19 protein-coding genes, 1 tRNA gene and 1 pseudogene are annotated in these 21,761 nt (G+C 57.4%); 9 read left to right on the top strand and 12 right to left on the bottom strand.

Annotation, left to right across the window (positions count from 1 at the left end):
- Positions 1–18: 18 nt before the first annotated feature.
- Positions 19–261 carry a Trp family transcriptional regulator gene (locus KQ940_RS11775; RefSeq protein WP_036192323.1) on the bottom strand — a complete coding sequence of 81 codons (243 nt, stop codon included), beginning with the start codon at positions 259–261 and terminating at the stop codon, positions 19–21.
- A 188-nt stretch (positions 262–449) separates the two neighbouring features.
- On the opposite strand from KQ940_RS11775, the gene KQ940_RS11770 reads away from it, so the two are divergent.
- The 3 genes from KQ940_RS11770 to KQ940_RS11760 all read left to right on the top strand — a co-directional run bounded on the left by KQ940_RS11770 (position 450) and on the right by KQ940_RS11760 (position 5,527).
- Positions 450–2,126 carry a diguanylate cyclase domain-containing protein gene (locus KQ940_RS11770; RefSeq protein ID WP_217413824.1) on the top strand — a complete coding sequence of 559 codons (1,677 nt, stop codon included), beginning with the start codon at positions 450–452 and terminating at the stop codon, positions 2,124–2,126.
- Positions 2,127–2,342: 216 nt separating this feature from the next.
- The gene (gene folD, locus KQ940_RS11765; RefSeq protein WP_217413823.1) at positions 2,343–3,209 is read left to right on the top strand and encodes a bifunctional methylenetetrahydrofolate dehydrogenase/methenyltetrahydrofolate cyclohydrolase FolD; all 867 of its coding nucleotides are present in this window, start codon (positions 2,343–2,345) and stop codon (positions 3,207–3,209) included.
- Positions 3,210–3,310: 101 nt separating this feature from the next.
- Positions 3,311–5,527, top strand: coding sequence for a sensor domain-containing diguanylate cyclase (locus tag KQ940_RS11760; RefSeq protein WP_217413822.1), 2,217 nt, complete (start codon positions 3,311–3,313; stop codon positions 5,525–5,527).
- Between the two features lie 16 nt (positions 5,528–5,543).
- On the opposite strand, the gene KQ940_RS11755 is transcribed toward KQ940_RS11760, so the two are convergent.
- Positions 5,544–5,888, bottom strand: coding sequence for a helix-turn-helix domain-containing protein (locus KQ940_RS11755; protein ID WP_217413820.1), 345 nt, complete (start codon positions 5,886–5,888; stop codon positions 5,544–5,546).
- A 426-nt stretch (positions 5,889–6,314) separates the two neighbouring features.
- Here KQ940_RS11755 and KQ940_RS11750 point away from each other — a divergent pair, with 426 nt between their 5' ends.
- A complete protein-coding gene (locus KQ940_RS11750; RefSeq protein ID WP_217413819.1) occupies positions 6,315–7,595 on the top strand; it encodes an EAL domain-containing protein in 1,281 nt (426 codons plus the stop codon).
- A 7-nt stretch (positions 7,596–7,602) separates the two neighbouring features.
- On the opposite strand, the gene KQ940_RS11745 is transcribed toward KQ940_RS11750, so the two are convergent.
- Both KQ940_RS11745 and KQ940_RS11740 read right to left on the bottom strand, forming a co-directional pair.
- The gene (locus tag KQ940_RS11745; RefSeq protein ID WP_217413818.1) at positions 7,603–8,463 is read right to left on the bottom strand and encodes an SPFH domain-containing protein; all 861 of its coding nucleotides are present in this window, start codon (positions 8,461–8,463) and stop codon (positions 7,603–7,605) included.
- 64 nt (positions 8,464–8,527) lie between these two features.
- Positions 8,528–8,980: an NfeD family protein gene (locus KQ940_RS11740; protein WP_217413817.1), complete on the bottom strand. Its 453-nt coding sequence runs from the start codon at positions 8,978–8,980 to the stop codon at positions 8,528–8,530.
- A gap of 351 nt (positions 8,981–9,331) precedes the next feature.
- Between KQ940_RS11740 and KQ940_RS11735 the strand changes: the two genes are divergently transcribed.
- Positions 9,332–10,306: a GTP-binding protein gene (locus tag KQ940_RS11735; protein ID WP_217413816.1), complete on the top strand. Its 975-nt coding sequence runs from the start codon at positions 9,332–9,334 to the stop codon at positions 10,304–10,306.
- Positions 10,299–10,640, top strand: coding sequence for a hypothetical protein (locus KQ940_RS11730; protein ID WP_217413815.1), 342 nt, complete (start codon positions 10,299–10,301; stop codon positions 10,638–10,640). The genes KQ940_RS11735 and KQ940_RS11730 overlap by 8 nt, the downstream gene beginning before the upstream one ends.
- A 111-nt stretch (positions 10,641–10,751) precedes the next feature.
- Here the strand turns inward: KQ940_RS11730 and KQ940_RS11725 are convergent, their stop codons facing one another.
- Positions 10,752–11,312 (bottom strand): hypothetical protein, encoded by a 561-nt coding sequence (locus KQ940_RS11725; protein WP_217413814.1) that lies wholly within the window; start codon positions 11,310–11,312, stop codon positions 10,752–10,754.
- A gap of 384 nt (positions 11,313–11,696) precedes the next feature.
- On the opposite strand from KQ940_RS11725, the gene KQ940_RS11720 reads away from it, so the two are divergent.
- Together KQ940_RS11720 and KQ940_RS11715 are read left to right on the top strand one after the other, a co-directional pair.
- Positions 11,697–14,573 carry a bifunctional diguanylate cyclase/phosphodiesterase gene (locus KQ940_RS11720; RefSeq protein ID WP_217413813.1) on the top strand — a complete coding sequence of 959 codons (2,877 nt, stop codon included), beginning with the start codon at positions 11,697–11,699 and terminating at the stop codon, positions 14,571–14,573.
- Between the two features lie 24 nt (positions 14,574–14,597).
- Positions 14,598–15,833 carry a DUF3422 domain-containing protein gene (locus KQ940_RS11715; protein ID WP_217413812.1) on the top strand — a complete coding sequence of 412 codons (1,236 nt, stop codon included), beginning with the start codon at positions 14,598–14,600 and terminating at the stop codon, positions 15,831–15,833.
- Between the two features lie 36 nt (positions 15,834–15,869).
- Here KQ940_RS11715 and corA read toward each other — a convergent pair whose 3' ends face one another.
- On the bottom strand, positions 15,870–16,826 hold the full coding sequence (gene corA / locus KQ940_RS11710) for a magnesium/cobalt transporter CorA (protein WP_217413811.1): 957 nt from the start codon (positions 16,824–16,826) through the stop codon (positions 15,870–15,872).
- A 14-nt stretch (positions 16,827–16,840) separates the two neighbouring features.
- Complete coding sequence (locus KQ940_RS11705) at positions 16,841–17,821, bottom strand: calcium/sodium antiporter (protein ID WP_217413810.1); 981 nt, start codon at positions 17,819–17,821, stop codon at positions 16,841–16,843.
- A 287-nt stretch (positions 17,822–18,108) separates the two neighbouring features.
- Here KQ940_RS11705 and KQ940_RS11700 point away from each other — a divergent pair.
- Positions 18,109–18,196 (top strand) — tRNA-Ser (locus tag KQ940_RS11700).
- A gap of 233 nt (positions 18,197–18,429) precedes the next feature.
- Here the strand turns inward: KQ940_RS11700 and KQ940_RS11695 are convergent.
- From KQ940_RS11695 to KQ940_RS11675, 5 genes and pseudogenes are all read right to left on the bottom strand, one after another.
- Positions 18,430–19,176 carry a siderophore-interacting protein gene (locus KQ940_RS11695; protein ID WP_217413809.1) on the bottom strand — a complete coding sequence of 249 codons (747 nt, stop codon included), beginning with the start codon at positions 19,174–19,176 and terminating at the stop codon, positions 18,430–18,432.
- A complete protein-coding gene (locus tag KQ940_RS11690; protein WP_217413808.1) occupies positions 19,176–19,661 on the bottom strand; it encodes a MarR family winged helix-turn-helix transcriptional regulator in 486 nt (161 codons plus the stop codon). The genes KQ940_RS11695 and KQ940_RS11690 overlap by 1 nt, the downstream gene beginning before the upstream one ends.
- Positions 19,662–19,723: 62 nt before the next feature.
- Positions 19,724–19,990: a hypothetical protein gene (locus tag KQ940_RS11685; RefSeq protein ID WP_217413807.1), complete on the bottom strand. Its 267-nt coding sequence runs from the start codon at positions 19,988–19,990 to the stop codon at positions 19,724–19,726.
- Between the two features lie 75 nt (positions 19,991–20,065).
- A pseudogene (locus KQ940_RS11680) lies at positions 20,066–20,371 on the bottom strand (IS30 family transposase); the annotation flags it as partial.
- Between the two features lie 151 nt (positions 20,372–20,522).
- The gene (locus KQ940_RS11675; protein ID WP_217413806.1) at positions 20,523–21,458 is read right to left on the bottom strand and encodes a LysR family transcriptional regulator; all 936 of its coding nucleotides are present in this window, start codon (positions 21,456–21,458) and stop codon (positions 20,523–20,525) included.
- Positions 21,459–21,761: the final 303 nt, after the last annotated feature.

The raw sequence follows: 21,761 nt of genomic DNA, 5'->3' as shown, positions 1-21,761 counted from the left end.
TATCTGGCATATCCCGGTTCAGGGTGTTTCCGATTTCAGGGCGCGTGAGCCACGGGTGACGGTGGCGATGCCGACGCCGAGCCGGCGGGCTATCTCGCGTTGCGGCACCCCCTCTTCGAGCAGCCGCAGGATCTGCAGGCGCTTGCACACCTCGGTCAACTCCGAAGGGGTCAGCAGTTCACTCAGTGCCTTCTCCAGGGATGCGCGGTCGCGCATTTCGAGCAGGTGATCGAGCAGTTCGTCGAGATAGGGTGTATTCATGTACTAGTACGCTATCACAAAACGGGGTGCAGTCAATCGAATTTTTTCGTCGAGCAGTTTATCAGCAGGCCCACTTTCCCCGCGTTGCGTTGATCCAAATTAAGGTGGCGGTTGGTTGATTTGTAGCACAATGGCTACATCTTTCGACCGCCTGTCCGCCGTATCGAGATCAAGGCAAACCTGCGCATATGAAACACTTTGTCCTGCAAACCAAGTACTGGCCGCTGCCGCTGATCATCTGGAGTGCGCTGGTGTTGGCCTCCTTCAGCTGGAACTGGGACAGGTTGGAGCATTACACCCTCGACCTGGCGGCGAATCGCGCCCAGTTCGTATTTAAGGTGGTCGAATCGGTGCGGATGTGGAATGCGCGTCATGGCGGGGTGTACGCATTGGTCGATGACAATACGCAGCCCAATCCCTATCTACAGATTCCCGAGCGCGATCTGACCTCGACCGACGGCGTCGAGTTGACCCTGCTCAACCCCGCCTATATGACCCGCCAGCTTGCCGATGTGGTCAAAGAGATCAGCGATGTGCGCCTGCACCTGACCAGCCTGAAGCCGCTGAATCCGGGAAACGCGGCGGACCCCTGGGAAACCCGCGCCCTGCAGGCGTTCGAGCATGGAGAGAACACGCGGCTTGAGTTGATCGGTGAAGGTGAAGAGCAAATGGTACGTTTTATGGCACCCCTGCTGGTTGAGCCCGAGTGCATGCAGTGTCATGCGCACCAGGGGTATCGGATAGGCGACATCCGAGGTGGGCTCAGTGTCAGCTACTCCGCCACACCTCTGTTGCAGAACGAGCAGACCAGTCTGCATCGCCTGATCTGGGCACATGCCGGGATCTGGTTGCTGGTAGCGCTGATGCTGCTGTTCGGTCTGTCGCAGGTACGCCGCCATATGCTCTCCCTGGCGGAAGCGAAGCAGCAGTTGGACGCTCTGGTCAAACAGCGCACGGCGGAACTGCATACCCTGACCAAGGCGGTCGAGTACAGCCCGGTCTCGACCGTGATCACCGATCGGAACGGCCGTATCGAGTATGCCAACCCCCGATTTAGCGAGGTGACAGGCTATGCCGTGGAGGAGGTGATGGGGCGTAACCCGCGCCTGCTGCAGTCGGGCGAGACCCCCATCGAGGTGTATGAGCAGATGTGGGCGACGATCACCGGTGGCAATATCTGGAAAGGCGAACTGCGTAATCGAAAGAAAAACGGCGAGCCCTACTGGGAACTTATCTCCATCTCGCCGATACGCGATGCCCTGGGCAATGTCAGCCACTTCGTGGCATTAAAAGAGGATGTCACCGATGACAAGGCGCGGGTGGCGAGGATTCACTACCAGGCCAACTACGACGATCTGACCGGCCTGCCCAACCGCAAGTATTTTCGCGAATTGTTGTATCAACAGGTCCGTCATGCCACTCAGGGTGGCCACACCTTTGCAGTGATGTTCATCGATCTTGACGGTTTCAAAAGCATCAACGACACCTTCGGCCATGATGCCGGGGATCTGCTGCTGCAGGAGTCGGCGCGGCGGATAACGGAGTGCGTGCGCAAAAGTGATATCACCGCGCGTCTGGGGGGCGATGAGTTCGTTCTGATTCTGCAACATACCGGTTGCCCTTTGGCCATTGCACAGATTGCGGAGAAGATTCTGCAGCAGCTGGCGCAACCCTTCCAACTGGATCGGTCTGAGGGGCGGGTGACCGCCTCGATCGGTATCGCACGCTACCCGAGAGATTCCGACAATGCGGATGATCTGCTCAAACGTGCCGACAGCGCCATGTACCAGGTCAAAAATGCCGGACGGCGGAACTACTGTTTCTACGGCGATGAGGAGATCGCCTCAGATAACACCCAGGTCTAACCGGATCTGCTCCTTAGCCCGGGCGGCAGAGACTTTTGTTACTGCGGTTAGCCGATTTTGCCTGCAATAAAGCGTTTAGTTATGCCTGTTCGTTACTGACTGCTCCGTCAAGGGTGCGAGTAAGCGCCGGACACTGTAAAATTGCGCGCCATCTGTCCGCCGGTATGCCGGTTGAGTCTATTTAAGGTGCGAAGCCCCCGCTTCGAGGAGAAAGGTGTGAGCGAAACAGTCGACAAACGTATCGATGGCAAGGCGGTGGCCGCTGAGCTGCGCAAAGAGATTGCCGAAAAGGTAAGGCAGCGTCGTGAAAAGGGCCTGCCGGCGCCGGGGCTGGCGGTGGTGCTGGTCGGCGAGGATCCGGCATCTCAGGTTTACGTCGGCAGCAAGGTACGTGCCTGTGAAGAGGTTGGTTATCTGTCGCGTAACTACCGTCTGGATGCTTCAACACCCGAATCCGAACTGCTGGCACTGATCGACCAACTCAATGCGGATCCTGAGATCCACGGTATCCTGGTGCAGTTGCCGCTGCCGAAGCAGATCGATGTGCAGTCGGTGATCGAGCGTATCGATCCGAAAAAGGATGTGGATGGTTTCCACCCGTACAACCTGGGGCGTCTGGCCGGCAAGGCGCCGACCCTGCGTCCCTGCACCCCCTACGGTTGCATGCGCCTGTTGCAGGCCTACGGCATCGACCCGATGGGCAAGAACGCGGTCGTCATCGGTGCGTCCAACATCGTCGGTCGTCCGGTAGCGCTGGAGCTGCTGATGGCGCGGGCCACGGTGACCGTGTGCCACTCCAAGACCCAGGATCTGCCCGGCGAACTGGCGCGTGCCGATATTGTCATCGCCGCGGTCGGTATCCCCAATTTTGTCAAAGGCGAGTGGCTCAAGCCTGGCGCCGTAGTGATCGATGTAGGCATCAACCGCCTGGAAACCGGCAAGTTGGTCGGTGATGTGGACTTCGAATCCGCCTATGAGCGTGTCGCTGCGATTACCCCGGTGCCGGGTGGTGTGGGCCCGATGACGATTGCCTGCCTGCTGCAGAACACGCTGGAAGCCTGCGAAGCGATCGAGAACGCCTGATCTGGCGATAGCGCTGTACCCTAAGTGTGGCTGGGCAAGATGCCCGGCGGGCGCTACTATCGACAGAACACGATAGGGAGAGGCGTAGCGGGTGCAGGTAGATGTCCGAGCGATCTGAGCAACAATCACCGGGAGTCGACCCGGTCAATAGACCGCAGGCCGAGCTCGAGATCAGTGTCGAGGAGCTGGATCAGCTCCTCGCCCTGCAGCAGGAGATGTTTCGCCTGGTGGCGGAAAACCGCCACTTCATCACGATTATCGACCGTGCCTGTGAAATGGCTCAGGCGCTGCTGCCCAACTCACTGGCCAGCGTCATGCTGCTGGACCGATCCAGCGGTGAGCTCAACGTAATCTCCGCACCATCGGTACCCAAAGAGGGGGTAGATGCTCTCTGCGGGCTGCGTCCCGGCCCGGGTGGTGGCTCCTGCGGTAATGCGGTGTACCGGAACGAACCGGTATTCGTCACCGATACCTACACCGACGAGCGTTGGCAGGACCTGCGTCAGCTCGCCTACGATTTCAATCTCTGCGCCTGCTGGTCGATGCCGATCCGGGATGCCGAGCAGCGTCCGATCGGCTCCTTTGCGCTCTCCTCATTCGAACACCGTCAGCCCTCGTCCTTTCATATACGCCTGTTGGAGGTCGGTGCCTCGTTGATCAGCCTAGTGCTGGCGCGCGAGGAGCAGGCACAGGCGTTACAGAGAAACGCCAAACGTCTTGAGCTGTTTGCCACCGCATTGAGCAACTCCTCCGAAGGGGTGATCATTACCGATCCCGGCAATCGTATCCTGGAGGTCAACGCCGCGTTCGAGGCGATCACCGGTTACCGGGCGGACCAGGTGATCGGGCAGGCGCCCAGTATTCTGGCCTCAGGGCTGCACGATCGCGCTTTCTACGACCAGATGTGGCGCGAGCTTGGGATTAACGGCCGCTGGAGTGGCGAGGTGATCAACCGGCGGGCCGATGGTTCGCTGCTGGATCAATGGCTCACCGTGAATACGGTGCGCGACGATCAGGGGCAGATCGCCAACTACGTCGCCGTCTTTACCGATCTCAGCGAGCTGAAGAGCGAGCGCGAAGGGCGTATTCGGGCGCTGGAGCATGACCCGCTGAGCGGGTTGCCCAATACCGCCAAGTTGAAGTTGCAGCTCGATGCGGTAGCGCCTGATCAGGCGTTGTTGCTGCTTAATTTGAACAACTTCAGCTACATCAATACCGCCTATGGCGTCGAAGTGGGCGATCAACTGCTGCAGGCGGTAGCACAAGAGCTGTGCGGACTGGCGCTGCCGGGAGAGCTGTTCCGGATAGATGCGGACCAGTTTGCCGTTCATTTCACTCAAGAGGTCGATCTGGAGTTGCAGATCCTGCGTATCCAGCAGCACTTTCTTTCCAGCACCGTTAATGTCGACCAACTCCGCTTCAACCTGACCTTCAACTTCGGTGGGGTGTCGGGCAGTACGGATCTGATGCGGCGGGCGTTGATTGCACTGAAGACCGCGCGTTCACTGGGTAAGAATCGCTTCCACCTCTATAACAGTGAGAGCGATGAGCCTCAGCCGCAGAGACGGCTTGATTTTGCCCACTGGAACGGTTGGTTACACGACGCGTTGCGCAATAAAGGCGTCGTGCCCTGGTATCAGGGGGTACGCGATAACTTTAGCGGCCGGATCGACAGTTTCGAGGTGCTGGCGCGGTTGGAGCGTGATGGTGTGATCCACTCGCCGGCGGAGTTTATCCCGGTGGCCCAGTTGTCCGGTGTGTTGCCGGTGTTGACCCGGGAGATGATTGCCGCCAGTTTTGCTCGCATGGCAAGCACCGATTTCAATTTCAGCCTCAATATCACCAGTGAAGATCTGGATCTGGGCTATCTGGCGGATCATCTGGACGAGATCGCCAGAGTCTATGGCATCAAGCGCTCGCGAGTTGTGCTGGAGATCCATGAAGGGGTCAGCAGTGGCGCCACACGTGCCCATCTGCCGCAATTGCGCGAGCTGAAGCAGCGCGGTTACCGGTTGGCGATCGATGACTTCGGCACCGAATACTCCAACTTCGAGCGCATCCTTGAACTGGATGTGGACTACATCAAGATCGATGCCCGCTATATCCGCCATATCGACACCGATCCACGCAGCTACGAGATCACCCGGGCGATCGTCTTCTTTGCACGTAACGCCGGCATCAAGACGGTGGCGGAGTTCGTGCATTCGGAGGCGGTTCAGGCGGTAGTCGAGTCCCTCGGTATCGATTACTCCCAGGGCTATCTGTTCAGTGAACCTGCAGCTCATCCTGAGCCAAACGACAGGCACAAGGTTCAGTAGTCACGGGTGTCACGCCCTAACGCTTATTCCTCCCGTTCTCAGACATGCAAGCCAGAGCCTGGCCTATGGCTAAAAGATGCTGTTGACCATCGGCAGAACACTTTCGGTAGTGATCAACCAGCTGAAGCTCCGCGCTCGATGGCGTCGGATAGGATATTTCAGAGCGTATGCCCGTTATGATGTATTGTATATCCGCGCCGGCTGCAGCAATTGCTGCCAGGTAACCGATGTCAGGCTGACGAGCACCCTTTTCATAATTATGTTGGGCATTCCGGGCGACACCTCCAATTGCGCCAAATGCCTCCTGGCTCTTTCCCAAGCGTATGCGTTCTTCTTTCAGTCGGTCCCAGAAATCACTCATTTGAATACTTGCTGTGTTGACAATCACTCATATGGATGCGATCATCGGGCTCGTGAATGCTATTGCAGCGTAATCAGATTGTTGTGTCTGGTCTCTTAGGGGGTATGAATGCTGTAGCGCCAGGTTGTACGACTATATTTCTGGGCGTCAGCATGCAAATACGGTAATCAAGGAAACCCGTGAATGACTTCCGTAATACCGACCTAGAGAGACGCTAAAATCTGAAAGCGCTGTAGTAACGTCTGATACAGGAGATTCTAGGCGATGGATATCGGCAACACCAACACGTGATAATTCCAAATAAGCTCGGTGATGTCGGGCGATTCGGTTCCATGCGCTCGTTGTAAATCTTTAACACGCCTAGCCCGCCTACCAACCGACAAGCGGTCGCGGCGATAAGAGCCGGCTCCAATTAGGGAGACTTTTATGACCTGCTCTCGGATCCCACAGCAGAGTCTGGAGTTGGAGCATCAGCACACCAGCAGGATGATGGACCAGGATCGGCTCACCGGACTGCCCCATGTCGGCCTATTGAACCGGGCGCTGATCGAAACCGGCGAGAGCCCGGTCCTGCTGCTGCTGAATCTCAACAATCTCAGCTACATCAACAGCGTCTACGGCATCCGCTTTGGCGATGAACTGCTACGCGGAAGTGCACGCAGGCTGTGCAGCTTTTCTCCTGCACGTCCCGAGGTATTCAGGAGCAATGCCGATGAGTTCGCACTGCTTTATCACGATCTGGCGGAGCAAAGTATAGCGGGCGAAATAGAGCGGCTGCAGCAGCACTTCCGCACGGAGCCCTTCTGCATCGGCAATCTGTCGCTCTACCTGTCGTTCAATATCGGTGTCGGAGTGGGGCGCGACTGTTACCGGCGCGCGATACGGGCACTGAAATGGGCCCGGCAGCAGGGCAAAAACCGGGTACACGTCTACTCCGCCTTGACCGAAGCGCTGGATGGTGGCCGCAAGGAGGACTATATCCAGTGGAACTCGCGCCTGCATAACGCGCTTGGATCGGGCGGGATCCGGCCCTGGTATCAGGGGATCCGGGACAACCGTACGGGCGAGATATCCAGATGGGAGGTGCTGGCACGCCTGCATCATGACGAGGGCGTCGCCTCGCCTGGCGAGTTTCTGCATGTGGCCAAGTTGTGTGGCTTGATGCCCTCCATCACGCGTACCCTGATCGAACAGGCGCTGCAGGCGGTGTCGGGCAGTCATCACCATCTTTCGCTCAATATCACCGAGGAGGATCTCTCGCTCGGCTATCTGCCGGACTTCCTCGATCAAAGCTGTGCCCGCCAGGGGGTCTCGCCCGGGCAGTTGACGCTGGAGCTGCTGGAGGGGGTCAGTAGTGGCGTCAAACAGGACCAGGCGCAGCAGCTAAGTGAGCTGAAGCGGCGGGGGTATCTGCTCGCCATCGATGACTTCGGTACCGAATACTCCAATTTCGAGCGCATTCTGGAGCTGGAGATCGATGTGCTCAAGATCGATGCCAAGTACATACGCCAGATCGATCGGGATCGCACCAGCTACGAGATCGTGCGGGCGATCGCCTTCTTTGCCAACAATGTGGGGATCCGCACTGTGGCCGAACATGTCCATTGTGCACAGGTTCAGCAGGTGGTGGAGGCCCTGGGCATCGATGAGTCCCAGGGCTATCTGTTCAGCGTGCCGACGCCGGATCTGGTCGCGACGCCGGGGTGAATCGCCGTCAGCGGCCGAGGCCGCCCATGATGCCACGCACTGCGGCCGGGATGTCGCCGGGCAGCAGCACCATCTTGCTGTTGTCGGAGGTGGAGATCTCTTTCATCGCATCGATGTAGCGTTCACCCAGCAGGAACATGACCGGGAGCTCGTTCTGCTGGATCGCGGAGGTGACCTTCTCGATCGCGGCCTGGCTTGCCTCGGCGAGGACGATCTTGGCCTCGGCGTCGCGACGTGAAGCCTCCAGTCGACCCTCCGCCTCAAGAATCGCGGCAGCCTTCTCGCCGTCGGCACGGGTAACGGTAGCGCGGCGGCCACGCTCGGCGGCGGCCTGCTCCTCCATCGCCTTCTGCATGGTTTCCGATGGATTGATATCCTGGATCTCCACCGTTTTCAGCGTGATCCCCCAGTCGGCGATATCATCGGAGATGGCGGTTTTCAGCTTCGCCTTGATCGCGTCGCGGTTGGAGAGGGCATCGTCCAGATCCATCTCGCCGATGATCGAGCGCAGCGAGGTCTGCACCAGATTCTGAATCGCGATGCGGTAATCCTCGACGCCGTAGACCGCTTTCTCCGGCGAGACGATGTTGATGTAGGCCACGGCGTTGGCGATGATCACCGCGTTATCCCGGGTGATCACCTCCTGGGAGGGGATATCGAGCACGATATCCTTGGTCGTAACCTTGTACGCCACTGAATCGATATAGGGAAAGATAAAGTTGAGGCCGGGGCCGAGCGTGCGGTGGTATTTGCCCAGGCGCTGGACCACGAACTTACTCCCCTGTGGGACCGTCTTGACCCCCAGAGCGAGGGTGACGATCACCAGCACCAGAAATACGGATGCCATTACCAATCCATCGATAAACATGAGCAGGACTCCTTGCAGTTAGTAGTTAGCAGTCAGCAGTGAATTGAGAGCAGTCAGTTGAGATTCAGCGTTTTTCCACGATCAGCGTATTGCCGGACAGCTCCAGCACGAACACCCGGTCGCCCAGGCTGACCGGCTCAGAGCAGATAAACTCCCACTCATCGTCACCGAGCAGCGGGGTGGAAAAGCGCACTATTCCGCGTTGTCCCTCCTCCGGGGCACGGATCACCTGACCGGATTCGCCACGGATCGCTTCACGGGCGATACCGGCCTTGGTGTGGTCACGCATCAGTGGACGGAAAAACTGGAACCAGAGCAGGGTGAAGGCGGTGGACGACAGTGCCCAGATCAGCAACTGCCAGCTCAACGAGATCTCCACCGAGAGGGCAAGCAGCGCCGCGATGATGAAGGCGCCCAAGCCGAACCAGAAGATGGTAAAGCTTGGGACGACCAGCTCTGCCAGAATCAGCAACATGCCAAAGACGATCCAATGCCAGTATTGAATAGCGAACTCCATCTCTTCTCCTTGGGTGCTGCATGGGGGATGCCTGAAATCATCGGTTAGCGGTCGATAAAGGTCAATTACTCCTTTATGAACAGTGGGGTCTGATCTAGGATGAAGCTTTGTGTGTGCGATCTGACTGCGGGTCAGGGCAGTGCCGCGCCTGTGCGGCAGGATCAATCGGTGGCAGGTGGTGGTATGCGCGTTGATCTCGCTCTACAAAAGTTGCTTGCGGGCCGATCGCTGCGCCGTCCGGCTTGCAACTTGGACCGTTTACGCTAAGAATCGACGCTGCATTAAACGCGGGTTTGATGCCGCTTGAAAACCGGTAGTGCTGTACCGGACCGGACGCGAAAGAGGATTACCATGGCTGATTACAAGATTTTGTTCACAGGCTCGGTCTGTTCGGGGAAGACCACCGCCATTCGCTCTCTCAGTGAGATCGAGACGGTGGATACCGATGCCAAGGTCAGCGATTCGGTGATTCGTCGTAAACAGAGAACCACCATCGCCATGGACTACGGCGTTCTGGAACTGACCGATAACGCCAAACTGCATCTGTACGGTACGCCCGGGCAGGAGCGTTTCAGGTTCATGTGGCAGTTGATGATGAGTGATCTGGTGGCCGATGCGGAGGCGTTGGTCCTCATGGTCGACAACACCCGCACCGACCCGTTCAAGGATATCCGTTTCTATGTCAACGAGTTCCGTGACTACCTGGTCAAGCGGCGCCTGGTGATCGCGGTTACGCACTCGGATGTACGGGCCAACCCCGATTACAACTACTATATGAACCAGCTCAAGCGTATGGGCTTGTTTACCACTGTGATGTTTGTGGACGCGCGCGACCCTGCAGATGTGTTGAAGCTGGTCAAAGAGGTTGTCGGCCGGCGCGAGCGCGAGGTCGACTGGTCGGCGCTGGCGGCAAAACTGGCCGATAACAGCACCGTGCCCGAAGCGGTCGCGATTCCCGATCAGATTGTCAGCAGCGAAGCGGCCAAGCCGATTTCGCTGATCGATGCGGCGGTGAATACACGCGGCATTACCGGCGCCATGCACCTGGGCGGCGATCGCAAGGTGATCGATTCCAACGTGGCCAGCATGCAGAGTCAGGCACTGCTGAAGGCGATGGTGAATCTGGTTTCGGCACTGGAACAGAAAGCCGCGTTTCTCGGCAAAATCGACAACTTCATGCTCTGCGGTGAAGAGCAGGAAACCCTGTCGGTCTTCGTGGAGGAGGAGCAGGCGCTCGGGTTGTGTTCGGACAAGGGGTTGAGCCTGATGGTCGTTCAGCAACAGGCGTCCGATTTGCTGCAATGGAGTCGAAACGAGAATGAATGAACTATTTGAAGCGGTTGATGAGCTGGATTTTATCGAGGGTTGTTGCCTGCTGAAGGGGGATCAGGTGCTGTCGTCCACCTTTCCTGCTGCCCGTCGCCACCATGAAACGATCGCCAAAAAAGCGTTCATCTATGTGTTCACCAACGCATCGAAGCTACGCTCGGCTCATGACGAAGCCCATCTGGAAATCGGCGACAAGCGGGTCAGCGGATTTATGCTGGAGGGGGGGCAGATACTGATCTGTCTCTCGTCAAAACACACCAACGTGGTCAATGTGCGTAACAACGTGCGAGAGCTGTACAACGGCTTTCAGCAACAGGCGCAGATGGCCTGACCTTCATGGGTTATTCACCTGCCCGTTCGGAGCAAAAAAGGGCAGGCAACCCGATCAACGACAGGGATGCCCGCCCGGTGCTCCAGACGCTATGCCCGGGTCGGGCCCGATTCAGACCGGACCGCGTGCGGTGCGTTTGACCTCGATGGTCTGACCCAGTGCGGCTTCCAGGCTCAGGGTTTCGCCTTTGGCACGGTAGCCTTTCATTTCGTTGTACAGGGTGACCAGCTTGTCGCCGGCGGATTGCCCCTTGAAATCGCCCTTTTCCAGCGCCAGTTCATCGATCGCCTCGTTCCAGGGGATCCCTTCGTCGAGCGGAATCAGGAAAAACGTCTTGCCGAGCGCGTCCAGGACCATCGCGCTGCCGATATTGCGCACGAATATCATTGAACACAGGTCGTCAGCCAGGTCGGCACCATACTTCTCCAGTAGAAGTTCCAGGTGCGCCAGATCGGTCAAAAGGCCTACCAGTAGTTTGATCTTGTCGCTCTGCTCCAGCACAACGGCGCCCAGCAGCAGTGAAATGGGCGGTTTGCGACGACCCTGGGCGTCGGCGACTTCACCCTCCTGAATCACCAGCTCGCCTCGGTACGCGACACCGCCATTGCTGGTGTCTTCGATAAAGTTTGTGTTGAACAGCAAAGACTGCTCTTCATATTTTTTCAACAACATCGTCGTAATCCTCGTTTCAATTCTGCTAAGTGCTAGCAAGAATGTGACCGAGTTATAAATAATTAGAAAAATTATAAAAAAACAGATAGTTAATGATTTGTTGTGCATGTTCCAGCTGGTTGTTCCTGTCGTATTGTCAGCTTTCCTACAGACGCAATCGTGCATTTGTGGCGGTTGGAGGACGCGTTGAGGCAGGTGTGGATCGGTTTGAGCGTGAAAAATGGACAATAGCGACAAATGTGCAATTTTATTTAGGTTGGAAAGTTGATAGATTGGTCAGCCGTCATCGTTTGATGACGATCTTCCATATGTCGGGGTGGGGCACGGAGCGCCATTAAAGAGTAAAACTGCCGGTTCGGTTCGGGTCGGTTGGCGCAGGTGGCCATGTCGCAACAGATCAACGCACGTAAATTTATCCGAGTCCAGACCTGGGGGCTGACCTCCATCGTCACCCTGATGGCATTACTGGTCATCGCGCTCTATTTGGGACGCAGTTATTTCGAAAGCGAGCGTCGTCTTGCCGCCATAGAGGCGGAGATCATCGAGCAAAACAAACAGCTGCTTCGCCGTGAAATGAACTCGGTGGTAGATGATTTGCGTTTCACCTATGCGCAGGCGGAGACGCAGCTCAGAGAAGAATCCAAGAGTCAGGTTGAACAGGCCTGGTCAATCGCAAACGCCATCTATCGGCAGGAGGTCGGTATTCACGGTGCGGCAAGTGCCGCAGCATTGATTCGCGAAACACTGCGTGACATCCGCTTTTTCCACGGCCGCGGGTACTACTTCATCGATGACCAGGAGGGGCGTTGTGTACTGCTGCCAACCGCGCCGCACCTTGAAGGTGGATCATTGATCGACAACCGTGACGATACCGGACACTACATCATGCGTGGTCTGATCGATGCGGTCGACAATCCGGAGAGGTCCGGTTTTTCGCGCTATCGCTGGTATGCGCCAGGCAACCGGGAGGAGATGCGCGAGAAGATCGCCTATGTGAAGCTGTTTGAGCCTTTGGGTTGGATCATCGGTGCCGGCGATTATGTCTACCGTTTTGAAGACGATCTCAAACAGAGCGCACTGCAGCGCCTGGCGCAACTTCGTTTTGGCGACAGCGGCTACTTCTCGGTGTTGTCGGAAGAGGGCGGTGTGCTGAGCTCACCGGCCTATCCCCAGGCTGAAGGTAAACACTACCGGGAACTGCCGCAACCTTACGCCGATGTCGGCAGCCTGCTGCTGAAGAACGCCACCGTCGAGGGGCAGTTCGTCGAGTATGAATGGCACCGTCCCGGCTCCGATCAGTTGGAGCCCAAGGTCTCGCTGGTGCAGCGCATACCCGAGTATGGCTGGGTCCTGGTAGCAGGTGTCTACAACTCGAACCTGGTTGAGGCGATAGATGCGCAGCGAGAAAACACCCGGAAGTTTATGCGCTCCAACCTGCTAAGCATGATTCCGGCCTTTGTGTTGCTGGCGCTGGTGGGTTTGCTGTTCGCGCTGGGCTTGTCGCGTTGGCTGATCCGCTTGTTCAGCCTCTACCAAAGCGATATCGAGACGCAGAAGATGGCGTTGCGGGACAGTGCCGCCGAACTCAGCGTTGCCGCCAAGGTGTTTGAGACGGCAGCGGAAGGGATGATGGTCATCGATAGCAACAACCGAATTCTGGCGATCAACACCGCGTTTACGCGTATTACCGGTTACTCCCTGTATGAGCTGAAGGGGCGGGAACCGTCGATTTTGTTCAATCGGGATGGGGCCTCGGCGAATGGCAGCAGCGACTATCCTGATCTGACCTCAGAGGGATACTGGGAGGGAGAGGTCTGGAATCGCAGGCACAACGGCGAGCTCTATCCGGCCTGGCTGTCGATAACCGCGGTACATGATGAACAGGGTGGGTTGGCCAACCGGATCCTGACACTGATCGATATTACCGAGCGCAAGCAGAGCGAGGAGCGGCTGCGTCACTTGGCCGAGTATGACCCGCTGACCGAGCTGCCCAACCGGCGGCTGCTGAGCGATCGTGCCGGTCAGGCGCTGGCTAGCTGTGCGCGACAGCACACCGCCCTTGGCGTGATGTTTATCGACCTGGATCGGTTCAAGAATATCAACGACTCACTTGGACATGAGGCCGGCGACGCCCTGTTGACGCTGATCGCCGGACGTTTGCAGGGCGCGGTTCGAGAATCCGACACGGTCAGCCGTGTCGGCGGCGACGAGTTTGTTGTCCTGCTGCCCGATTGTGGGCAGGCGGAGGATCTGGCGCAGCTGGCGCAAAGGTTCATTGATCTGATCAAGCAGCCGCTGAGTCTGGCCGGGCGCAATCTTACCGTTACCTCCAGTATCGGCATCGCCGTATTTCCCGAGGATGGTCGGGATTTCATGCACCTGAGTCGAAATGCGGATGCTGCGCTGTACCATGCCAAGGATTGCGGTCGGGATAACTACCAGTTCTATACCGCCGATATGAACGCCCGGGCAAAACGTCGCCTGGGGATGGAAAATGCGCTACGCCAGGCGCTGTCTCGTGGCGAAATGGAGGTGTTTTACCAACCGCAATGGGCGTTGGAGTCGGCGACGTTGACCGGCTTCGAAGCGCTGGTGCGATGGAATAGCGCCGATTACGGCTTTGTCGGACCCGATCAGTTCATTCCGCTGGCCGAGGAGACCGGCCTGATCGTCCCGATCGGCAACTGGGTGCTCGAGCAGGCATGCCGGCAGGCCCAGGAGTGGAACGAGGCGTTCGGGCTGAGCCTGAATATGGCGGTGAATCTGTCGGCGAAGCAGTTTACCGATGAGATTATCGACACGGTCAAACAGTCACTGGCACGCACCGAATTGGAGCCCGGTTACCTGGTGCTGGAGCTGACCGAGAGTATTCTGATGCAGGATCCGGCCGAGGCCGCGCTGCGCCTGGCGCAGATGCGTGATCTCGGTATCCGCATCGCGTTGGATGATTTCGGTACCGGGTACGCATCGCTGGCGTACCTCAAGGATTTTCCGCTCGATAAGCTGAAGATCGACAAGGTGTTTACCGATGGGGTGCCGGGTAAGAACCACGACGAAGCGATTGTCCGGGCGATTATCGACCTCGCCGGCTATCTCGGACTGCGAACCGTGGCCGAGGGGATAGAAAACGAAGCGCAGGGCCGGTTCATGAAGGAGGCTGGCTGTGACATCGGGCAGGGCTACCTGTATTCGCGGCCAATTCCTGCGCATAAGGTAGAGACAGAGCTGCTGTGTCTGGGGCATTATACGACGAAAGTCTAATGCCCGCAGAAGGATGTTCCGTCCATGAGGACCCACCCGCTACGTCAGCAAGTGATCAGTGAGGTTCACGCCCGGCCATTTCAGAAGCTCTATTCGCCGCTGTCGCTGATCCATATCGGCGTGGTCATCGATGAGCAGACCAAACTGAGCAGTGTCCAGCGAGAGGTGGTCAATCTTGCTCATGAGATGGGGTTGTTCGATGCGCCGCTCGCCTCCTTCTTTTTCTGTCGTAACGATGTCTGCGCACTCAGATTCGAAGCGCACAACGAGTTCTATACGCTGACTGCCTATCGGTTCGGCAGCACAGAGCTACCGTCCGGATTTCAGTCACGTATTGCGAACTTGCAGGGGGCGTTTCTGTGCGGCTGCGAGTTGATCTGCTCATCCGACGTGGAAGATGTGGACGACTGGGTGCGCAGCCAGTTCGATCACCAGATCGTCGGCTCCGAAGTGATGGGCGGCTACGCCAAGGTGTGGACCGATTTTCATCACCGCCGGGACAGCGGCCTGACGCGATTGCTGGTGCAGGATATCTCGCTGGCCTCCTATCAGCGCGGACGCTTGCTGCAGCGCCTGTGCGAAATCGAGGTGTATCGCCACATGGCGCTGCTGGCGCTGCCCGAAGCGATACGCGCCATGCCGCGCACTACCCATCTGGACCAGACGCTGGCGCGGCTCAGTGCACGGCTGTCGACGGAGGAGCCGGCGGATCTGCTTGATGAACTCACCAATCTGGCGTCCAGCGTGGAAGCCCTGGCGGCGGCTACCGCCAACCGTTTTTCCGCCACGGAAGCCTATTTTTCGCTATTGGACAAGCGAGTGGAGGAGCTGCGCGAAGAGCGCATCGAGGGGTTGCAGACCATCGAGCAGTTTATGGAGCGACGGGCGGACCCTGCACGTCTGACCTGCCAGTCAGCGGGGCTGCGGATCGAGAAGCTGTCGAAACGTATAGCGCGGACCAGCCAGATGATCCGCTCTCAGGTCGATCTGTCGACGGAACAGCAGATGCGCGACCTGCTGAAAACCCTGAGCGGTCGCGCACGATCCCAACTGCGCCTGCAGGCCAAACTGGAAAGCTTTACCGTCATCGTGGTGACCTACTACGCCTTCGATCTGATCGAGCGGTCGTTACGCAACACCATTCAGGTGGAGCACATGCTCGACCTGGCACTGTATATCCTCAGCGGCGCGGTGCCGTTGATCGCACTGGTACTCTGGCTCTATATCAGGCGCATGCTGCGCGGTATCGAAGATGAATAGCTGATGCCGCAATAAGGCAGAACGGACAAGGGTGGCTCAGAGCCACCCTTTGCGTTTGAAATACCAGTAGGGGGCGATCCCCGACAGGACCATCAACCCCAGTGCCCAGGGGTAACCCAACAGCCATTGCAGTTCCGGCATCTGCTCGAAGTTCATGCCGTAGATACTGGCCACCAGGGTTGGCGGCAGGAACACGACCGCGGCGATGGAGAAGGTCTTGATGATCTGGTTCTGCTGAATGTTGATAAAACCCAGCGCCGCGTCCATCAGGAAGTTGATCTTCTCGAACATAAAGGTGGCGTGGGACATCAGCGTGTCCAGGTCGCGCAGAATCTCGCGGCAGCTCTCCTGCTCATCGGGATTCTGGCGGATATGTCGCAGCAGGAAGGAGATGGAGCGCTGAGTGTCCATCAGTACCAGACGCATCTTGCCGTTACTGTCCTCCAGCCGCGCAAGCTTGTCCAGAGACTCCTCCATCTCGCCGCTGACCCGATTCTCCAGAACCAGTGAGCTGACGCTCTCCAAGCTGCGATGCAAGTCTTCCAGCTGGTCCGCCAGGTTGTCCACCTTCTGATCGAACAGCGTGGTCAATACCTGCAGCGGAGTTGCCGCTTCGACCCAGCCTCTGCGCACACGCAGGCGCATGAGCCGGAAATCTGCCAGCTCCACATCGCGAATACTGAACAGGCGGTCCGGCTTCAGCGTGAAGGCTACGGTCGAGGTGTGGTGGCGCCCCTCGGACTGATAGAGAAACAGCGAGTGGACATGGATATCCTGCCCCTCGATAAAGTAGCGCGAGCTGGATTCGATCTCCTCGACCTCATGCGCCTCCGGCAGGCTCTCCGGATAGAGCGATTCGATCAGCCAGCGCTCCTCGCTGCTGGGCTCCTGCAGGTCGATCCAGCCCACCTCACGCAGCGTTTCCGCTGCATTGTGGTGTTCCAGCTCGCACTCGCTCAGACGCCCGTCGGCGATCGAAAATGCTCTCATCATCCTGTTTAGTCTCTTCAGCCGGTTACCGTGCCGACGACGGTATACACAAGATAACCGGCATAGCCCGCATAGACCAGGGTCAGTATCCCGCCCTCAAGCCGGTTAATATGGCCCGCCTTGCGGATACCGTAGCCGAGGATAAATAGCGAGAAGGTCAATGCCGCCATCACCATCCAGTCGCGATACAGCACCTCGGGCTCGACCACCATCGGTTGGATGGCGCCGGCGATGCCGATCACGGCCAGAGTGTTGAACAGGTTGGAGCCGATCACGTTGCCCAGCGCCAGGTCGTGCTCGTTCTTGCGCACGGCGACGATGGAGGAGGCCAGCTCCGGCAAGGAGGTGCCGATCGCCACCACGGTGAGGCCGATGATCAGGTCGCTGACGCCGAGCGCCGTGGCGATCTCCACCGCACCCCATACCAGGATGCGCGAACTGGCCACCAGCAGCAGCAGCCCACAGAAAAGCCAAAGCAGGGCGATCTTCAGCGGCATCAGGCCATCTTCAAGCTCGTGGGCAAAATCATCGCCCAGCGCATCGCCCCGCTGCTTCATGCCCACCCAGATCGACCAACCCATGGTGGCGGCGAAAACCAGCAGCAATACCACGGCATCAAGCCTGGATATATGGCCGTCGAGCAGTTGATAACCGGACAGCAGGGTGACACCGGCGAGAATCGGTAGCTCCTTGCGCAGAATCTGGGAGTGTACCGCGATAGGGCATAGCAGCGCGGTGATACCCAGGATCAACGCGATATTGGTGATGTTGGAACCATAGCCGTTACCCAAGGCCAGGCCCGGGTTGCCCTGGGCCGATGCCAGTGCGGACACGACCATCTCCGGCGCCGAGGTGCCGAAACCGATAATCACCATACCGATCAGCAGTGTCGGCATACCCAGATGGCGCGCGGTAGCCGCAGCGCCATCGACAAAACGATCGGCGCTCCAGACCAAAAGCGCCAAGCCCGCAATCACGGCAAGAATTGCCAGTAACATCTATCCACTCCCGGAATATGACAAGAAACTCAGCGCGCTACTATACCAGTTCCGCTCTAATACCTCAGGCGGAAAGCGGCGCCGGCTATACGATTTTTTCGATCCTGCAATCAGCTTAAATCGAACCGCAGGCCCGATATCCCTGGAGGTTGGAGCAGAGTGGTAGGGGCTACGTATTCATAACCTGGGTGAAAGTTGTCAGTCCGGGCTTGTTCTTTCAAATCAGTCTGATAGAATGCGCACCCACTTGAGACGGCGACCTGTATCGCTGCATTCAAGTGTAGAGTGGTCAGGTGTCCGAGTGGCCGAAGGAGCACGCCTGGAAAGTGTGTATGTCGAAAGGCATCGAGGGTTCGAATCCCTCCCTGACCGCCATCTATTCAGAAGCCCTGCTGAGCGATCAGCGGGGCTTCGTCGTTTCAGGTTCTGGCCATCATTTCTAATTTCCTGTTTCTACAGGAAATCATGTAAAAGAAATCACTTTCTAGATCCCGTAGATTTGTGACTGGTACAAAACGCCGGTACCAAGCCGCTGCGAAATCAGCTGCTTCAAGAGTACTGTGGCGTATGAAAATGGGCGGTATGGGTTGTCGCCCCCAAAAGAGTTTCTAGCAAGCCTCTGCCTGCTTAATTGCCTTATGCTCCTCCTCTTTCATGCCAAGCTTCCAATAGCTAGAAATATATAGGTTGTCGCGCGTCAAATCGGGATGGGGGCGAAAGTGATCCCGCAATGCGCGCATGCTGGAAAATTCGCACGCGCACCAGACCGACGGGCGTCCTTTAAGCCAAGATAGTTGCTGCACCTTGTCTAGCAGGAGGGACGCGTACATGCCCGGATGCGGATTAACCAGCCAATGGAACTCCATATTCACTGGAGCATTGAGTGTTTGGATATCGTCGGCGTCTATCACTTCGATCACCACATGTCCCTGAGCATCTTCGGGTAAGCGCTCCAGATTGGCACTAATGGCGGGTAGCCCTGTCATGTCGCCGACGAAGAGGAACCAGTCGGCACTATGGTCGACCATTTTCGTCGGTCCAGGTCCACCGACCAGTATGCTGTCACCAGGCTGGGAGGCCATCGCCCAGGACGAGGCAGGGCCAGCATCTTTGTGAATGACGAAGTCGATATCGATCTCGCGCCCTTTATTCGATTCGCGATGTGCACGGACAGTGTAAGTGCGTACAACGGGGTGGTCTGAGCCGGGTCGAGGCAACATCAGTTTGACGTAGGCGCTTGCCTGATCAGTGGGAAAGTCGCCCATGCCTTTATCGCCGAGAGTCAGGCGTAGCATATGGGGCGACAGTTGTTGTTTGTAAAGCAATGTGAGTTCGCGCGGTGCGGGTCTGTTCATTATTTCTCCTGTGGAATTGATTTGCTGGACTGACGGCGCCCCTCTGGTTCGCCGAGGTTAGCCGTCATTGTGTTACCCAGCCGAATGAACGTCGTCAGTTCTTCATTGCTTAAGCCGGCCGCCATGCGCTGGCTTGCCTGCCGCTCCGCCATCCGGATCCGTTCTAGCATCGCTTCGCCGTGATGAGTCACTGTCAGGAGTTGGCTACGTCCATCATCGGGGTTGCTTTGCTTCTCGATCAGCTCGGCGCTCAGAAGGTCCTTTACCAGCCGGGCAATTTGCGCCTTATCTCGCTCTAAGCGGATGGCGATCGCCTGTGCAGTGCAAGGAGCGCCTGTCGAAGCTTGGAATTGATGTATCAACTTCAGGGTTCGGATATGGGCGATCGCCAGTTCTATGCCAATGTCACGATACGCTTCGCGCATGGCGCGCTTGTAAGCATGCAGCAGGCGATGTAGGGCTTCGCCTATAGGTGTTTCGATCATGTTACTTCGTTGTTATCTGGTTGATTTTGTCAACTATGCCTTCGCATGGATGATACTGTCAACTACTTGGTGGGAATGTTGGCGAGGTGGAAGTTAATTTCAATGGTAAGTCGGCGTACGGAAGTACTGTGATGGATGCTGTCGTAAACCGCTGAAACAGACTTAAAGTCGAGCGCGATGTCCAGTTTGGGCTGGATTAATACAATACGATCGCCCGGGAGTTGCGGCGCAACACCGCCGCCCAAGAGTACATTGCGGATACCGCCGATCAGATGGCGTTGCGAAGAAAGCGGTCCGCAGTCAAAGCCGGTAAACAGGATTCCCAGCATCATCGGATCATCAGGGAAAGGCTGTTGCTGGGGTGTTCGCCGGACGCGAATTCAACTCCGAAGTGCGACACCCGCCTATGCAGCCTGAAGGCATTCTTGGAACACGATTTCAGGCTGCCTGAACCCGAGGCACTTGCGCTGTTTCAGGTTTAAGCACTTCTCGGCACGCCGTACATCCTCATCCGTGATCAGCTTCAGATCCATGCCTTTCGGGATGAACTGCCGCAGCAGGCCGTTAAAATTCTCGTTCAGCCCACGCTCCCATGACGAATACGGATGGGCAAAGTAAAACTCCGCGTCCAACGCTTTGGCGATAGCCTTGTGCTCGACGAACTCGCTGCCATTGTCCGCCGTGATCGTATGTACATGGTCGCCATAGGGAGCGACCAGTACCGAGTACCGGAGGGTCTTTTTGATGTGATCGAAGACGCATATCGAGACCTGTTCGGTGACGATGAGGATGGTGAGGCAACCGACCGTTGAGTGGCTGCTTTAAGTTCATCCAACCAACTCTGGGTTGAGTGATGTGAACTTAACGCGGCTGGCTACCGGTCTCCGTTGTGCTTGTCAGCGAGCCGGCGATGGACTGAACGGTGCTTCTGAGCCATTTGTGCGCCGGATCTTCATCGAGATAGTGTGGCCAAACCATGACCTCGACCACGGGCTGCATGTCGAATGGTGCCTCCAGCAGTTTGACAGGAAAGCGCTGCGCCATCTGCTCCGCCAGGCGGCGGTGCAGGGTCACGATACGGTCGGTGCCCATGACCAGCAGGGGGGAGGCGCTGAAATGATCCACCGTACACTCTATACGGCGCTGGCGGCCGAAGCGCGGTAGAAACCACTCCTCGAATGCAAGACTGCTCTCGTCTCCCAGCCGAATGGCGATGTGTCCCCGGTCCAGATATTGCTCCATGGTCAGCTCATCAATGTCGGCATCCTGGCACATCATGCATACCTGGTCGTCACGCATAAGTTCGACCTGTGGATGCTGAAGCCGGCTCGCATACTGCTCCGGTATGAAGAGCAGATCGATCGCGCCCCTTTCAAACGCCTCCATCAGATCGTTAGGCAAGCTGGAGAGATCCAGCCGCAATCCCGGGGTGCTTTTTGCCAGGCTGCGCACCGCGCGAGCAACCAGAACCTCCACCATGTAGTCCGAGGCGGCGATAGAGAAGTCGCGTGACATGGTGGCCGGGTCGAAGTTCGGCCGCAGGGCTATCGTAGCGCGAGCCCGCATCAGGGTGTCGCGCACCGGCGCCGCCAGGCTTTGGGCAAGCGGTGTAAGTTCCATGCGACGGCCTACCGGGACAAGCAGGTTGTCACCGAAATAGTCCCTCAGTCGACCGAGCGCCGCACTGGTGGCCGATTGGCCGATATGCAGGCGTTCGCTCGCCCGCGTGACGTTGCGCTCCTCCAACAGAATGTCGAGCACGATCAGCAGGTTCAAATCAAATCGGTCCAGCCGCACGGTGCCGCTCCTGAAGTTTCAGCTTAGGTATTAATTCTATCGTTGGATGTCATAAATACAATCTGTTTTATCGGTGGAAGTCCGGGGGGTAATTTCAACCTATGCCGTCATTGGCGGCGTAACCAGGATGCATACGGATTCAATCCTGATCCGCAATGCAGACTCGCTTATCACCCGGCGACAGTGCCATGAGCACAACAATTACAAGGGTGAAAGCTGACAGTAACTATAAAAATAACAAGGGTGAAATATGACAATCATGCGTTGCGCAGTCACGGCTGCCGCTCTCGCGGTCTCATCTCA

The sequence above is a fragment of the Marinobacterium ramblicola genome (assembly GCF_019084545.1).
In the GTDB taxonomy this organism is placed as follows: domain Bacteria; phylum Pseudomonadota; class Gammaproteobacteria; order Pseudomonadales; family Balneatricaceae; genus Marinobacterium_D; species Marinobacterium_D ramblicola.
This window is presented reverse-complemented; position numbering and strand designations above follow the sequence as displayed.

Coding starts and splice junctions, on each gene's coding strand:
- KQ940_RS11770 (WP_217413824.1), top strand. CDS start 450: ATGAAACACTTTGTCCTGCAAACCAAGTACTGGCCGCTGCCGCTGATC.
- KQ940_RS11730 (WP_217413815.1), top strand. CDS start 10,299: ATGAATGAACTATTTGAAGCGGTTGATGAGCTGGATTTTATCGAGGGT.
- KQ940_RS11715 (WP_217413812.1), top strand. CDS start 14,598: ATGAGGACCCACCCGCTACGTCAGCAAGTGATCAGTGAGGTTCACGCC.
- corA (WP_217413811.1), bottom strand. CDS start 16,826: ATGATGAGAGCATTTTCGATCGCCGACGGGCGTCTGAGCGAGTGCGAG.
- KQ940_RS11750 (WP_217413819.1), top strand. CDS start 6,315: ATGACCTGCTCTCGGATCCCACAGCAGAGTCTGGAGTTGGAGCATCAG.
- KQ940_RS11740 (WP_217413817.1), bottom strand. CDS start 8,980: ATGGAGTTCGCTATTCAATACTGGCATTGGATCGTCTTTGGCATGTTG.
- KQ940_RS11705 (WP_217413810.1), bottom strand. CDS start 17,821: ATGTTACTGGCAATTCTTGCCGTGATTGCGGGCTTGGCGCTTTTGGTC.
- KQ940_RS11690 (WP_217413808.1), bottom strand. CDS start 19,661: ATGATCGAAACACCTATAGGCGAAGCCCTACATCGCCTGCTGCATGCT.
- KQ940_RS11755 (WP_217413820.1), bottom strand. CDS start 5,888: ATGAGTGATTTCTGGGACCGACTGAAAGAAGAACGCATACGCTTGGGA.
- KQ940_RS11720 (WP_217413813.1), top strand. CDS start 11,697: ATGTCGCAACAGATCAACGCACGTAAATTTATCCGAGTCCAGACCTGG.
- KQ940_RS11735 (WP_217413816.1), top strand. CDS start 9,332: ATGGCTGATTACAAGATTTTGTTCACAGGCTCGGTCTGTTCGGGGAAG.
- KQ940_RS11725 (WP_217413814.1), bottom strand. CDS start 11,312: ATGTTGTTGAAAAAATATGAAGAGCAGTCTTTGCTGTTCAACACAAAC.
- KQ940_RS11775 (WP_036192323.1), bottom strand. CDS start 261: ATGAATACACCCTATCTCGACGAACTGCTCGATCACCTGCTCGAAATG.
- KQ940_RS11685 (WP_217413807.1), bottom strand. CDS start 19,990: ATGCTGGGAATCCTGTTTACCGGCTTTGACTGCGGACCGCTTTCTTCG.
- KQ940_RS11695 (WP_217413809.1), bottom strand. CDS start 19,176: ATGAACAGACCCGCACCGCGCGAACTCACATTGCTTTACAAACAACAA.
- KQ940_RS11760 (WP_217413822.1), top strand. CDS start 3,311: ATGTCCGAGCGATCTGAGCAACAATCACCGGGAGTCGACCCGGTCAAT.
- KQ940_RS11745 (WP_217413818.1), bottom strand. CDS start 8,463: ATGTTTATCGATGGATTGGTAATGGCATCCGTATTTCTGGTGCTGGTG.